At 52.8% G+C, this 15,274-nt stretch carries 13 protein-coding genes; 8 read left to right on the top strand and 5 right to left on the bottom strand.

Annotated features, from left to right (window positions below):
* Window positions 1–65: 65 nt before the first annotated feature.
* The 5 genes from KHQ09_RS00555 to KHQ09_RS00575 form a co-directional block, all read right to left on the bottom strand.
* A complete protein-coding gene (locus KHQ09_RS00555; RefSeq protein WP_075656512.1) occupies window positions 66–977 on the bottom strand; it encodes a siderophore ABC transporter substrate-binding protein in 912 nt (303 codons plus the stop codon).
* 55 nt (window positions 978–1,032) lie between these two features.
* Window positions 1,033–1,824 (bottom strand): siderophore-interacting protein, encoded by a 792-nt coding sequence (locus KHQ09_RS00560; RefSeq protein WP_213600311.1) that lies wholly within the window; start codon window positions 1,822–1,824, stop codon window positions 1,033–1,035.
* 156 nt (window positions 1,825–1,980) lie between these two features.
* Complete coding sequence (locus KHQ09_RS00565) at window positions 1,981–3,111, bottom strand: HPP family protein (RefSeq protein ID WP_213600312.1); 1,131 nt, start codon at window positions 3,109–3,111, stop codon at window positions 1,981–1,983.
* Window positions 3,112–3,203: 92 nt separating this feature from the next.
* Window positions 3,204–3,722, bottom strand: coding sequence for a DUF6622 family protein (locus KHQ09_RS00570; RefSeq protein WP_213600313.1), 519 nt, complete (start codon window positions 3,720–3,722; stop codon window positions 3,204–3,206).
* Between the two features lie 84 nt (window positions 3,723–3,806).
* Window positions 3,807–4,559 (bottom strand): DeoR/GlpR family DNA-binding transcription regulator, encoded by a 753-nt coding sequence (locus tag KHQ09_RS00575; RefSeq protein WP_075656506.1) that lies wholly within the window; start codon window positions 4,557–4,559, stop codon window positions 3,807–3,809.
* A gap of 254 nt (window positions 4,560–4,813) precedes the next feature.
* Here KHQ09_RS00575 and KHQ09_RS00580 point away from each other — a divergent pair, with 254 nt between their 5' ends.
* The 8 genes from KHQ09_RS00580 to KHQ09_RS00615 all read left to right on the top strand — a co-directional run bounded on the left by KHQ09_RS00580 (window position 4,814) and on the right by KHQ09_RS00615 (window position 15,223).
* On the top strand, window positions 4,814–5,860 hold the full coding sequence (locus KHQ09_RS00580; protein ID WP_075656504.1) for an autoinducer 2 ABC transporter substrate-binding protein: 1,047 nt from the start codon (window positions 4,814–4,816) through the stop codon (window positions 5,858–5,860).
* A gap of 199 nt (window positions 5,861–6,059) precedes the next feature.
* On the top strand, window positions 6,060–7,577 hold the full coding sequence (locus KHQ09_RS00585; protein ID WP_213600314.1) for a sugar ABC transporter ATP-binding protein: 1,518 nt from the start codon (window positions 6,060–6,062) through the stop codon (window positions 7,575–7,577).
* A gap of 10 nt (window positions 7,578–7,587) precedes the next feature.
* Window positions 7,588–8,565, top strand: a complete 978-nt coding sequence (locus KHQ09_RS00590; RefSeq protein WP_022709626.1) for an ABC transporter permease — start codon at window positions 7,588–7,590, stop codon at window positions 8,563–8,565.
* 17 nt (window positions 8,566–8,582) lie between these two features.
* Window positions 8,583–9,590 (top strand): ABC transporter permease, encoded by a 1,008-nt coding sequence (locus KHQ09_RS00595; protein WP_028233306.1) that lies wholly within the window; start codon window positions 8,583–8,585, stop codon window positions 9,588–9,590.
* Window positions 9,591–9,594: 4 nt separating this feature from the next.
* Complete coding sequence (locus KHQ09_RS00600; RefSeq protein ID WP_213600315.1) at window positions 9,595–10,677, top strand: aldose 1-epimerase family protein; 1,083 nt, start codon at window positions 9,595–9,597, stop codon at window positions 10,675–10,677.
* A gap of 73 nt (window positions 10,678–10,750) precedes the next feature.
* Window positions 10,751–11,677, top strand: coding sequence for a ribokinase (gene rbsK / locus KHQ09_RS00605; protein WP_213600316.1), 927 nt, complete (start codon window positions 10,751–10,753; stop codon window positions 11,675–11,677).
* Between the two features lie 177 nt (window positions 11,678–11,854).
* Window positions 11,855–12,814, top strand: coding sequence for a deoxyribose-phosphate aldolase (gene deoC / locus KHQ09_RS00610; RefSeq protein WP_022709622.1), 960 nt, complete (start codon window positions 11,855–11,857; stop codon window positions 12,812–12,814).
* A gap of 12 nt (window positions 12,815–12,826) precedes the next feature.
* Complete coding sequence (locus KHQ09_RS00615; protein ID WP_213600317.1) at window positions 12,827–15,223, top strand: aldehyde dehydrogenase family protein; 2,397 nt, start codon at window positions 12,827–12,829, stop codon at window positions 15,221–15,223.
* The last annotated feature ends 51 nt before the right edge of the window (window positions 15,224–15,274 follow it).

Here is a 15,274-nt window from a genome sequence, read left to right on the forward strand (position 1 = left end):
AGTCAAAACACGACATATTTACTCCGCTTATCCGTAAAGCCGTCCGGAATCTTATTTTCGCAGGCTTATTTCTTTAAACCGGCAATCAGTTCATCAACGATATTGCCCATCGAGGTCAGACCGCTGGCATTGAGATACCATGCGGAACCGTCGAGATAGATAACCTGCTTGTTCTTCCAGGCATTGGTCTGCGCAACCACAGCATTGTCGAGGAATTTCTCGGCAGCCACACCTTCACGGCCGATCGCTGCGTCACGGTCGATCACATAGAGCCAGTCTGGATTCTTTTCGAGGATATATTCGAAGGAGATCGGCTGACCGTGACCGCCCGGCTTGATATCATCAGCAGCAGGCTTCACACCGAGATCGTCATAAAGCACACCAAAACGCGAACCCGGACCATAGGCGCTGATCTTACCACCGGTTGTCAGAACCAGCAGACCGGTGCCTGCTTTTGCAGTCAGCGCTTTCAGCTCGTCTTTTTTGGCATTCAGCTTGGTCAGCGCATCTTCAGCTTCTTTGTCTTTGCCGAAAATATTGGCCAGAGTGCGGACATTGTCTTCCGAGCTTTTTACGAAATTGGCAGCATCGGCAGTGAGGTCGATTGTCGGCGCGATTTTTGCCAGTTCAGCATATTTGGCAGCGGAGCGACCACCAACAATAATCAGATCCGGCTGCGCAGCGTTGACAGCTTCATAATCCGGCTCAAACAATGTACCGATCTTGATATATTCATCGGCATCATATTTGGTCAGGTAATCCTGCTTTTTGATGGTCGGAACACCCAGAACCTTAACGCCCAGTGCATCCAGCGTATCAAGGGATGAAAGGTCAAAAGTGATAACCTTCTGCGGAACATCCGGCAGTTTGGTTTCACCCTGTGCGTGTTTCACGGTGACTTCACCGGCAAGAGCCGCGCCTGCAAACATTAGGGCACCGGCAGCGATGCTTGCGAAAAGTCCTGTCATCCGTTTCATTGCTTTTCCTCTTCAATAGCCTGATTTATCCGGCAGATTTTCGAAATTTCACGTATCAGTCTTCAACATGGTCATGGCCGCCGATACGACCCGGACGCCAATAGCCTTCAGAAGCGATCTGCTCGCGGGTCAGGCCGCGCGAGATCAGATTCTGGCGCTGTTTGCGCACGTTGCTGGTTTCACCGATCAAAATGGCATGGCCACGGCCATGCGGCAGCATAAAGCCGGCAACAGCCTCTGCCATCAAATCGCTCGGACCGGCTTTCTGATCACCGCGATGCAGCCATGTGATCTGCGTTGCCGACAATCCTTCGCGGACATCATTCAGCGCGATCTGCGAGGCCACACTGTCCACCTCGATCAGAACATGCATCTGCGCTTTTGCAGGCATGGTTTCAAGAATATGGAAAATCGCCGGAATGCAGCATTCATCACCGGTAATCAGATGCCAGTCAGCATCCTCACGGAAAGATGCGCCACCGCGCGGACCACGTACACTGATCTTGTCGCCAATTTTGGCATCACGGGCAAAAGCCGGTCCGGGTGTCAGATGTGTGCCGTCGCCATGCATGAAGAAATCCACATCCAGCAGGCCTTTTTCTTTATCAAGACTGCGGATTGTATAGTCACGGCGGCCAAACTCGCCATCGCCGGTCGGCAGCATCATCACAATGGCCTGTCCTGCACGATAGGTGAATTCTGCAATATCCGGTGCGGTAAAAGTGACACGGCGCATATTGGCCGGAGCATCCGCCACAGCGGTTACTGTCAGTTCCCACTGACGCAGTTGCGGACGGCCTGTCGGTGCCTGTGGTGTCTGTACTGGCGCAGTTTGATCCGGTGTCATTTGCATATTCACTCCCTATAGGCATTCAGAGCCCCGTACGCCCCATTGGGCGCACAAAACTCACTACACGGCAGACAAACATCATTTCTGACGATGCCTCATCGCCTTGCCTTATGCTATAGATAAGTGGATAAAAGAAATCAACTTTGTATTATCTTATCCGGAGCTTTTCACCGGCATATCCGGCTGCACCAGTCGCGCAAGGGCTGCAAGCAGGTCGGTTTGCGAGATCAGCCCCTGCACATGATGATCCTGATCAACAATAATCACCGCATGAGAACGGCCATTGGTGAGCACCGGCAAAAGACTCAGAGCCGTATCTTGCGGCTGAGCCACAGGCGGGCTGGTCATCAGCGCTGCAACAGCCCCTTTGCCTTTTAGCAATTCACGCAAGCCCACTGTGCCAAGCAACACATTGCGATCATCAACAACCGGCAGCGAGCGGATATTATGCCGGAGCAATAATGAACGGGCGTAATCATCCGTATCATCCGCTTTCACAGACACAACATGACGCGACATGATCGAAGCGCAATCGGGCCCCGCTTTACCCGCAGCATTGTTACGCATTACGGACTGCATCTCGATCTGCCGCAGCAAAACTTCCAGATCTTCACGGCTGATATCGAAACTCTCCTGCATTTCAGACAAAGCAGCATCAATATCAGCGGAAGTCGGGCCGCCGCGCATTTGCGTTGGCGTATCCTGCGTCTGGTGCGTATTAATAACCGGTATTGTATGCGGATAAGGGCGTCTCAGCAGCCTGTGAAAAATAATGCCGAACAGTACTACAATTGCAGAATCCAACGCCACCGGTGTAAACGGAAACAAGAAGCCCGCCTCGGTCACTGTGTTGCCGCCGATCACGGCAGTAAGCGCAATCGCTCCGCCGGGCGGATGCATGGCACGTGCCAGCGACATGGCAAGTACAGATAAAGAAACCGCCAGACCGGCCGCCAGAAACGGCTCTTTCACCAGCTGATAAACGATAACGCCAATCAGGGCTGAAATCGTATTCCCGCCGATAATTGCCCATGGCTGCGCCATCGGACTGGTCGGAACAATGAAGAGCAATACGGCCGAGGCACCGACCGGTGCGATCAGAAATACATAATGCGTGGTGTGGTCATAGAGCCATGCGCTGACCATGCCGGTCACAACAACACAGAGCAGAATACCAAGACTGGCAATCAGGCGGGAACGAAAAGTTGCACCGGCCAGCAAGGGCGCAAAAAGACGGTCTGCCGTGCGTTTCAGACGGCTGCCGTTTTTTTCAGGCGAGGACATTTGAGAAAACCACTATCACATTTCGGGAGCTTATGTGATTAACAGTTGCATATAAAGGTGAACAAGCCGGAAATCAGAAAAATTCAATATCGTCAGGCGCCAACCCGCACAACTGTGCCGAGGAGTGTTTTCATCATGCCCGCAATAGAGATCCCCAAAAACGCACCGGCAGCAAAGCCTGAGGCCAAACTATAAATGACTACAAATTTCAATTCAGCAGGGCTTTCTGGATGATAAGCGGCATAGACATTCACAATATATAAGCAGCTAAAACTAAACAAAAGAACAACCAACGGCACCTTGGAGCCGGGACGCTGAATCATTCCTGTTGCCGCATCCAACACAGCAGGGCGACGCTTTGCCATAATAAGATTGCCAAGAAACAAGCCAGCTATCAAAGCAGCAACATAAATTAAAAGTGCCGTCCACGGCATATGTAACTTGCTGAAAATACCATAGATGCCCCAGAGCAAAAAAATGCATGGCATCAAAAGCATCCTCCAAAGAGAGGTCTCGCTGGGAGACAAAAGAGAAGCACCGCTATAAATAAGATATGCAAGCAGAACCCATACCCACCACGGCGTATGCATTACAATCTCTATAAGCTGCATGATTCACCTTTTAAAAAATCAATGAAATAATAGAGAGTTTTTGAAAACCGGCTATACCCTGCCCTTGCTCGCAATTATTACAGTCTAATGGCTGAAAATCCTGCGGAATTGCGTAATTTGCGCAAATGGTGCCGAGCGTACTTTGCCGAATTTGCTGCCATCCACCACCAGATAAGAGTCCATCGCGCGGGCAATTGCCATCTGTTTGACCGGAATCTCATGGAAATGCGAACAGGTCACGCCATGTTCATCATGCACACCGCCCGCCGAGATAAAGGCCTTATTGATGATGATTTTCTTCAATGTCTCAATCCCCTCCTCACCGGAGAAAGAGGCAGCGGAACGGTGGAACAGACCACCCAGCACAATCAGGCGCACATCCTCACGGGATGACAGAATTTCCGCAACATTGAGCGAATAGCACACAACCGTAACAGACTTATTCTCTGGCACCAGACGCGCCAGATGCGGTGTAGTGGTACCGCAATCGATGAAAATCGTGTCATGTTCTTCAATCATCGCGGCAGCTTCCGCACAGGCCTGCGCCTTGGCGCCCGCATGGCAATCACTTTCGTGGTCAAGACTGTAATCGCTGTGACCATTATTGTCCTGCGCAGAGAAAATATAACCGCCAAGACAGTTCAGCCCCTTGAGCACATCACTATCCGAGCGCGCCAGATCCCCGCCGTTGAGATCCCGCTGCGCCATATCACGGCGGATGGTCATTTCAGAAACACCGAGCTGCGCTGCCGCATCCCGCAAACGCATCACACCTTGTTTTTCCATCAATGCTGCGAGTTCTGTGAGACGCTCGTCCCTGCGGCTGGTTCTGCTCAAGATTCTCCCCCTTTTTGAATCATTTTTACTCTCCCACCTACAAAAAATAGTGCGTTGCGTGAAGCAGCAGTCTTTGCAGACTTGACACATTAAATTATTTAGTGAAACGATCCAAACATAATGATCGGATACTAACAATATAATATCCGTCTTATTGTCAGATAATTTTCCCAACCTAGGATGCTGGCCGGAGGGTGACGGGAATTATCGGATAACAGGATGTTTAACAGGTAGGGTTTCTCAGGGAGGATCGCGTGAAAAAACTTCTCGCTTCTGTTGCAGTTGCAATGTCCATCGCTATGCCATCCGCTTTCGCGGAAGGTGTAATCGACACATCCAAGGTCAATAAAGACCTCATCACCACAGCCAATGACAAGAAATATACCATTGCGACCGTTGTTAAGGTCGATGGTATTGCATGGTTCGACCGTATGCGTGACGGTGTGGCCCAGTTTAAGGATGAAACCGGGCATGACGTATGGATGGTTGGCCCAAGTCAGGCAGATGCGGCCGCTCAGGTGCAGATCGTTGAAAATCTGATCGCACAGGGCGTTGACGCTATCACCATCGTACCGTTCTCGGTTGAAGCGGTTGAGCCGGTTCTGAAAAAAGCCCGCGAACGCGGCATCGTGGTTATCTCCCACGAAGCATCCAACATTAAAAACGTCGATTATGACATCGAAGCCTTCGACAATAAGGCTTATGGTGCCAATCTGATGAAACAGCTCGGCGAATATATGGGCGGCAAAGGCAAATATGTTGCTACTGTCGGCAGCCTCACCTCGAAGTCCCAGATGGACTGGATTGACGGCGCTGTGGAATATCAGAAAGCCAATTTCCCTGAAATGTCGCAGGCAACCGAGCGTCTGGAAACCTATGACGATGCCAATACCGACTACACCAAGCTGAAAGAAGCAATGACCACCTATCCGGACATTACCGGTATTCTGGGTGCGCCGATGCCGACGTCTGCCGGTGCCGGTCGTCTGATCGCTGAAGGCGGTCTGAAAGGCAAAGTCTTCTTCGCAGGTACAGGTCTGCCATCGGTTGCCGGTGAATATCTGAAGAATGACGATATCCAATATATCCAGTTCTGGGATCCTGCTGTTGCCGGTTATGCCATGAACATGCTGGCTGTTGCTGCTCTGGAAAAGAAAAACGACCAGATCAAAGCCGGTCTTGACCTCGGCCTTGCCGGTTACAATTCTCTGCTCGCTCCGGATGCTGCACAGCCGCATCTGCTCTATGGTGCAGGCTGGGTTGGTGTAACCAAAGACAACATGGCTGAATACGACTTCTAATCTGTAAAGAGCCGGAGGCGGTAACAGGCTTGTTGCCGCCTCTGTTTTTACCGGAGCAGACTATGTCCAAATTCAATCATGGATATCACTCTGGTTTCTTTAATGGCCGCATATCACAGATGTCCGAATTGATCCGGGTTGACTGTGAAATGCTCCAGCTCTGCGGGAACACATCCGTTCTGTCACAGGCAGGAATAATATGACTGAAAATCTGATAGAACTGCGCAATATCGGCATGCGCTTCGGGGGTGTTAAAGCCCTTGATGATGTGTCGCTGACCATCCGCCGCGGTGAAATCCATTGCCTTGCCGGTGAAAACGGCTCCGGAAAATCCACAATCATCAAAGTGATGTCCGGTGTTTACACACCGCAGGACGGCGAAATCCTGTTTGACGGCAAACCTGCCGGCAAGCTCAATCCTGTCAAATCCGTACATCACGGCGTTCAGGTGATTTATCAGGACTTTTCCCTGTTCGGAAATCTGACTGTTGCCGAAAATCTGGCGCTCAACACTTTCCTGATTGAAGGCCGTAAAACCGTCAACTGGAAACAGGTTCGCGAACTGGCACAGAAGGCGCTCGACCGCCTTGATGTTAAAATTAATCTCGATGCAAAAGTCGACAGTCTGCCAACCTCGGGCAAACAGATCGTTGCCATTGCCCGTGCGGTCATGGCCGATGCGCGCCTCATCATCATGGATGAGCCGACGACAGCGCTGACCCGCCATGAGGTGGATGCACTTTTCAAGATTGTGCGCGATATTCAGGCACAGGGCATTGCCGTGCTGTTTGTCAGCCACAAAATGCGTGAAATGCTGGAAATCAGCGAACGCCTCACCGTATTCCGCAACGGTAAGAAAGTGGCGGAAGGCCCGATCAGTGAGTTCGACGAACCGGCAATTACCCGCGCAATGACTGGTCTGGATTTGAAACCGGACAGCTATGTCTGGCAGGCACAAGAACAGAGCACGCAGCCGGTGCTTCACGTTGAAGACCTGAAAGCCAAAGATTCAGCGACCGGCAATGTGTTGCTCGACGGGGTAAACCTGTCGCTCCATGCCGGTGAAATTGTCGGAATTTCCGGCCTGATCGGCTCCGGCCGTACGGAGCTTGCTTTGTCGCTGTTTGGTATGCTGCCGCAATGCACCGGAAAAATGCAGCTGAACGGCAAAACCATTCATCCGAAATCGGTACGTCAGGCCATTGATCTCGGCATTGCCTATGTACCGGAAGACCGCCTCACGGAAGGCCTGTTCCTCACCCAGTCGATTGAGCGCAATATTATTGTGACCTCGCTGGATAAGATGGTGAGCGGCCTCTTTATTAACCGCAAAAAAGTCGATCAGGTCACGAAAGATATGTTCGACGCCATGCAGATTGCAGCACCGGGTCCGCATACACCGGTCAACCATCTGTCCGGCGGTAATGCGCAGCGCGTGGTGCTTGCCCGCTGGCTTTTGACCGGCGCGAAAGTACTGATCCTCAACGGCCCGACGGTTGGCGTGGATGTGGGCTCCAAGGCGCAGATCCATGCGATTATCCGCAAACTCGCCAAGGATAACGGCCTTGCTGTTCTGATGATCTCCGATGATGTGCCGGAACTGGTGCAGAATTGTAATCGTGTTGTCGTGATGCATCGGGGCAAGCTGGTGGATGAATTGTCCGGCAGCAGCATGACTGAAGATGCCGTCAATGACCGGCTGAAGACACTGAACTGAGGAACCGGTCATGAAGTTCTATCAAACAACAGAATTTATCATCGCCTGCGTTCTGCTGCTGGCCATGATTACTATCGGCTTTATCAATCCGGCCTTCTGGTCGCTGGATAATATGTTCGGCCTGCTGCGCTCCAATGTCGTAATCGGTATTATGGCGCTCGGCGTGTTGCTGGTGATGATCTCCGGCGGGATTGACGTGTCTTTCACCGCTTTCGCGATTGCGGCTATGTATCTGACTGTTAAAGCCATGGTCGCCATCGGCTATGACGGTGTGGTTATTCCGTTTATCGCGGCCACGCTGATCGGTCTGGCACTTGGTGCTTTCAACGCGGCGATTATTTACAAGTTCCGCATGATCCCGCTGATCGTGACGCTTGGCACCGGCTCTATTGTACGCGGTCTGGTTCTTGGTCTGGTCGGCACCAGTATCGTCAACATCAACAAGATGCCGAAAGAGCTGATCGAATTCGGCAAGACCGACGTCGTTTCCATGACTTCGGCCACCGGTACGAATTTCGGCCTCACGGCGATGGTGCTGGTCTATCTCGGCATCGCGCTGCTCATTCATCTGATGCTGAAATATACAATGATCGGCCGCTCGATCTATGCCTATGGCGGCTCGCCTGAGGCAGCAAAACGTGTTGGCTTCAGCACTGCCAAAACTATTTTCGTTGTCTATTGTGTGGCCGGTGCGCTGGCCGGTTTTGCAGGTCTGCTGCATTCCTCGATGATCTGGCTTGCCAATCCGCGTGACTTTACCGGCCTTGAGCTGGAAGTGATTGCAGCGGTTGTGCTCGGCGGCGCGTCGATCTTCGGCGGACGCGGCTCGGTGCTTGGCACTTTGCTCGGCGTTTTCATGCTGGTGATGGTCAAGAACTCGCTGATCATCATGAAAGTCGACACCACATGGCAGAAAGTTGTCGTTGGTCTCATCATCATCATCGCCACGGCAATTACCGCATGGCGTGACCGGAAAAATCTGGTGTGAGCGGCGGGGATAAAGATATGAAAAAAGATATTGATACGCGCCGTTTCCTGAGCCCTGCAAACATGGATCGCAATATCCTGCAGCTGGTGATTATCACCGTGCTGGTGTTTGCTGCCATGAGCTGGCTCAATCCGGATAAATTCCTGCGCTACTACAATTTTGAATCGATCAGCTACATCATGCCGGAACTCGGCATTCTGTCGATTGCTATGATGATTGCCATGCTGACCGGCGGCATTGATCTGTCGGTTGTCGGCATTGCCAATCTCTCCGGCATTCTTGCCGGTGTCTATTTCCACTCCACCATGGTGCAGGCCGCGCAAAATTCCGACAGTAATATGCTGTTCTATACGGTGATCGGTGTGCTGCTTGCCTTGCTGGTGGGACTGGTGGCAGGGCTGGTCAACGGGATACTGATCGCCAAATTGCGCATCACGCCAATTCTCGCCACGCTTGGCACCGGTCAGGTGTTTATGGGGCTGGCACTGGTGCTCACCGGCGGCCCTGCGATTGTCGGCTTTCCTGATGCATGGAACATGATCGGAAATGGCAAAATCTTCGGTATTGCCACACCTTTCATCATTTTTGTTGCCGTGTCCGGTCTGATTGCGCTGCTGCTCAGCCGCACAACCCTCGGCCTCAATCTGATGCTGATCGGCACTAATCCGAAAGCTGCGGTATTTGCAGGTCTGAAAAAAGACCGCATGATCCTCTATTCCTACATGCTTACAGGTATGCTCGCCTCGCTGGCCGGTATCATCCTGTCTGGTCGTACCAATGCTGCAAAATCCGATTACGGCGCATCCTATCTGCTGCAGGCCGTGCTGATTGCCGTACTCGGCGGCACCAATCCGGCTGGCGGTAAAGGGCGTGTGCTGGGTGTGGGTATTGCGCTTGTTGCACTGATGCTGCTGTCATCGGGCTTCCAGATGCTGCGTTTCTCCAATCATCTGATTGATTTCATCTGGGGCGCGTTCCTCATTCTGGTGATTGCAATCAATGCATTCCGCAATTCAGACAGGTAGAGCCATGCAGGATATTTCCATTCATCTTCGCCGTCAGGATTTCACCGACAAGCCGCATGAAATTGCTTCATCGGATGGTCTGACTGTTACTGCATTCCGCTACGCCACTGGCGTTGAAGCGCTGATGATTGAAAATCAGCGCGGCCATCTGATCGTGCTGCCCTATATGGGGCAGATGGTCTGGGCTGCGGAATTTGACGGCGTTGACCTGACGATGGGCAACAGCTTTGCCATGCCGCGTCCTGCCAAAACCATTGCCGAGACCTATGGCTGCTTTGCCTTCCATTCCGGCCTGCTGCGCAATGGTGTGCCATCAGCACAGGATACCCATGTCGCGCATGGCGAAATGCCATGTGCCAATATGGATGTTGCAGGTCTCATCTTTGGTGAGGATGAACAGGGCGCCTATGTCGAAGTGACAGGCGAATATGAATATGTGATGGGCTTTGGTGCGCATTATCTGGCACGCCCGTCCGTGCGCCTTTATGCGGATGACACATTATTCGACATCGAAATGGACGTGGAGAACCTCTCCTATGCCCCGATGGAACTGATGTATATGTGCCATGTCAACTTCGCCTATGACGAAGATGCCCGTATCATTCAGCCGACATCCTTCTCGCCGGAAGATACTAAAGTGCGCACTGCTGTGCCTGCCCATGTGACACCAAATCCTGACTATCTGGCGCTGATTGACGAGCTGGCCAAAGACCCGTCCGTCATGGAAGTGCTGGACGATCCTGACCGCTATGATCCTGAGCAGGTTTTCTATCTGCGCAATCTGAAACAGGATGAAAACGGCACCATTCATCAGATGATGAAGCTGGAACAGGGTGAGGCTTTTGCCATCTCCTATCCGGCGGCAGATTTCCCGAAATGCGTGCGTTGGGTTCTGGTCAATGGCGATGCGCAGGTTGCAGCTTTTGCCCTGCCTTCCACCTGCGAACCGGAAGGCTATCTGGCAGAAAAAGCCAAAGGCAATGTGCGCCTGCTGGCTCCGGGTGAACGCGTGACTTTCCCTGTACGCCTCGGCTATCTGGCACCTGCAGAAGCTGATGAATTTGAGCAGATGATCACTGCGCTTTAAGGCACTGATCCGGAACAACTGATGGTGTTCCGAATAAGATTAAGTGCGGAAACAAAGAGATAGAGTAGTTCTGATGTCGAAAAAAATCGCTGTTGTCGGTTCCAATATGGTCGATCTGGTTACCTATATGGATCGTATGCCGGTCTTGGGCGAAACGCTGGAAGCGCCTTTGTTTGAAATGGGCTGCGGCGGCAAAGGTGCCAATCAGGCATTTGCTGCGGCACGTCTTGGTGCCGATGTGATGATGGTAACCAAAGTCGGTGATGATATTTTCGGCGACAACACTATTTTCAACCTGAAAAAAGCTGGCATCGACACCAAACATGTCGGCGTCATCAAAGGAAAATCCAGCGGCGTTGCCCCGATTTTTGTCGATAAAAGCGGTGAAAATTCCATTCTCATCGTTAAAGGCGCCAATGCCGATCTGCTGCCGCAAGATGTGGATGATGCTGCCGAAGATCTGAAACAATGCGGCCTGATCCTGATGCAGATGGAAGTACCGGTCGAGACCGTCTACCACACCATCGCCTTTGCAGCGGCCAATGGGATTGAAACCATTCTCAATCCGGCACCGGCTGCAGCTGATCTTGATCCTGAACGTATCCGCCAAGTGTCATTCCTCGTACCGAACGAGACCGAGCTGGCGTTGCTTTCCGGCATGCCAACCTCGACAGACGAAGAGACTATTGCTGCTGCCCGCTCGCTGATTGCCAAAGGTATCCGCACGGTCATCGTCACGCTCGGCGGCCGTGGCGCGCGTCTGGTAACGGCTGATGATGTGGTCAATATCGCACCGGTCAAAGTCACCCCGAAAGATACAACCGGCGCAGGCGATGCCTTTATCGGCTCTTTCGCACGGTTCTATGCCGAACACGGCAATGTGGCGGAGGCTCTGAAAAGCGCCAGCCTCTATGCCGCCGACAGCATTACAAAGACAGGCACGCAGAAATCCTATGCATCTCTCGAAGAGTTTGCAGAGTTCTGCAAAAGCCACGGCTAAAACTAAACATGCTGCGCCAAACGCCTGATAACAGGCAGAACAGCGCGTTGATTTAACCGGTGCAATCACCGGAACTGGCAGCTTTCCGGTTTTACCCCCGTAGCCGGAAACCTGTCAGGGCAGCTTGCTTCCACCCAGAACAGGCCTCTGATTGCACCCCAATTTTACGGATATACGATGAGCACTTCTCATGCACGTAACACCGGAACCCCGCTGAAAACCGAATGGTTTGACGATATCAACGTCAACCGCTCGGCACTTGAGCGCCGTGCCGCGACCATTCCCGCCCGCCGTTCGGTGAAAAAGGAATATCAGGCTGCCTGGCTGGTACGTGCCATCCAGTGCATTGACCTGACAACACTGGCCGGTGATGACACTGCCGGTCGTGTGCGCCGCCTTTGCGCCAAAGCCAAAAACCCGATCCGTGCGGATATTCTGGAAGGTCTTGGCCTCGCTGATGCCAATATCACCACCGGTGCGGTCTGCGTTTATCCGACAATGGTTCCCCATGCGGTTAAAGCGCTGGAAGGCACAAATATCCCCGTTGCTTCCGTCGCCACCGGCTTCCCTGCCGGTCTTATTCCGCTGCCGCTGCGTCTGGCTGAAATCCGCTATGCGGTTGAAGAAGGCGCGAAAGAAATCGATATCGTCATCACCCGCGAGCATGTTCTGACCCAGAACTGGCAGGCGCTTTATGATGAAATGGCTGCGATGCGCGAAGCCTGCGGCGAAGCCCATATGAAAGCCATTCTCGCAACCGGTGATCTGCAGACCCTGACCAATGTCTATAAGGCATCTATGGTTGCAATGCAGGCCGGTTCCGACTTCATCAAAACCTCAACAGGCAAAGAAGAAGTCAACGCGACGCTGCCGGTCAGCCTGACCATGGTGCGTGCGCTGCGCGATTACGGCGAACTCACAGGCCAGATCATCGGCTTCAAGCCTGCCGGTGGCCTGCGTACTGCAAAAGAAGCCCTCGTCTGGCTGTCAATGATGAAGGAAGAGCTGGGGCATGACTGGCTGCAGCCGGATCTGTTCCGCATCGGCGCTTCCTCATTGCTCGGCGATATTGAACGCCAGCTCGAACATTATGTGACCGGCCGTTATGCCGACCTCTCCCGTCACGCTGCGGCATAAGGAATTACGACTATGGCACAGATCAAGGATATTCTGAACACAATGGAATATGGTCCGTCTCCCGAAGCCAATGGCGATGTTGTTGCATGGCTGAAAAATCATTCCGCACCGTTTGGTCATTTCATCAATGGCCGCTTTACTGATGCAGGCAATGCGCAGATTATTGATGTCATCAATCCGGCAACGGAGCAGCGCTTGGCTGGTATTGCCAAGGGCACTGCAGAAGATGTTGATACGGCTGTCAAAGCCGCACGCGCAGCGTTTGGCAAGTGGTCAAAACTCTCCGGCCATGAACGCGCCAAATATCTCTACGCCATTGCCCGTCATCTGCAGAAGCGTGAGCGTTTCTTCTCCGTGCTGGAAAGTATGGATAACGGCAAACCGATCCGCGAAAGCCGCGATATTGATGTGCCGCTGGCTGTCCGTCATTTCTATCATCACGCCGGTTGGGCTGAGATGGTGGAAGACGAGTTCCGTGGTTTCTCCCCTGTCGGCGTCTGCGGACAGGTCATTCCATGGAATTTCCCTCTCCTGATGTTGGCATGGAAAATCGCTCCTGCTCTGGCTGCCGGTAATACGGTTGTGCTGAAGCCTGCCGATCTGACCCCGCTGACTGCTATCGCTTTTGCGGAAATCTGCCATGAAGTCGGTCTGCCTGCCGGTGTGGTCAATATCGTACAGGGCGACGGTGAAACCGGTGCGCTGATCTGCGGCCATGAGGATGTCAACAAGGTTGCCTTTACCGGCTCGACCAATGTTGGCCGTGTCATCCGCGAACAGATTGCCGGTTCCGGTAAAAAACTGTCGCTGGAACTCGGCGGCAAGTCACCATTCATCGTTTTTGAAGATGCCGATCTCGACAGCGCTGTTGAAGGTGTTGTTGATGCAATCTGGTTTAATCAGGGTGAAGTTTGCTGTGCAGGTTCCCGTCTTCTGGTTCAGGAAGGCATTGCCGAGCGCTTCTATGCCAAGCTGCGTAAGCGCCTTGAAACAATCCGTGTCGGTGATCCGCTGGATAAATCCACTGATGTCGGCGCAATCGTCTCCCCGTTGCAGGTGAAGCGTATTTCCGCACTGATCGCCAAAGGTGTGGAAGAAGGCGGTGCGCTGTGGCAAACACCAAATGCCCTGCCGGCAAAAGGCAGCTTCATCGCGCCGGGCTTCTTCACAGAAGTGGATCAGGCTTCGACTGTTTGTCAGGTTGAAATCTTCGGCCCGGTTGCAGCAGCAACAACCTTCCGCACACCGGCAGAAGCGATTGCACTGGCCAATAATACTTCTTACGGACTGGCCGCTTCCATCTGGTCGGAAAATATCAATACCGCTCTGGATATTGCCGCTTCCGTTAAAGCCGGTGTTGTCTGGATCAACTGCACCAATATGCTTGATGCCGGTGCCGGTTTCGGTGGTTATCGCGAAAGCGGTTTCGGCCGTGAAGGCGCGCGCGAAGGGCTTTATGAATATCTGGTCAGCGACTGGGAAAAAGCTCTGCCGCTCGTTAAGGAAACCGATGCACCATCTTTCTCCGCTCTGCCTGTAGCCGGTGAAAAAGTGGCTGCCGGTTCTATCGACCGCACCATGAAAAACTATGTCGGCGGCAAGCAGGCACGCCCTGACGGTGGTGCAAGCTATGCGGTTTACGGCAAAGGCAATGTTGTCATCGGTGAAGCACCGCTCAGCAACCGCAAAGATATCCGTAATGCCGTGGAAGCAGCAGCAAAAGCCGGATCATGGGGCGGTGCAACCACCCATAACCGTGCACAGGTACTGTATTACTTAGGCGAAAATCTCGAACAGCGCCGTGCTGAATTCATTGAATTACTCACCACCAGCACCGGTGTTTCCGAGAAAAAGGCAGAAGAAGAATTCGACGCTTCGATCCGTCGTATTTTCTATTATGCCGCACAGGCAGACAAGTTTGACGGAGCCGTTCACTCCACCAAATCGCGCCATGTCACATTGGCCATGAATGAGCCATGGGGCGTGACCGGTATTGTCTGTCCTGATGAATTACCATTGCTCTCAATGGTCTCACTGATCCTGCCAGCCATTGCTATGGGCAACCGCGCCGTAGTTGTGCCGTCCGGCCGTCACCCGCTGATTGCCGGTGCTTTCTATCAGGTGCTGGATACATCAGACGTACCGGCCGGTGTGGTCAATCTCATCACCGGTGAACGCGATGTGCTGGCTAAAACGCTGGCTGAGCATGATGCCGTATCCGCGCTCTGGTATGTCGGCTCACAGACAGGCAGTGCTATGGTTGAGAAAGCCTCGACCGGCAATCTCAAAGCCACATGGGTAAGCAATGGCCGTCAGCGTAACTGGCTGGATACAGCACAGGGTCAGGGACGTGATTATCTGCGCCGTGCAGTGCAGGTGAAAAATATCTGGGTGCCATACGGCGCATAATTCAGATTACAGCGTAAAAAGCCGCCGCCTGTTTTCAGGCGGCGGCTTTAT

This window comes from Pseudochrobactrum algeriensis (assembly GCF_018436245.1).
Taxonomy (GTDB): Bacteria; Pseudomonadota; Alphaproteobacteria; order Rhizobiales; family Rhizobiaceae; genus Pseudochrobactrum; species Pseudochrobactrum saccharolyticum.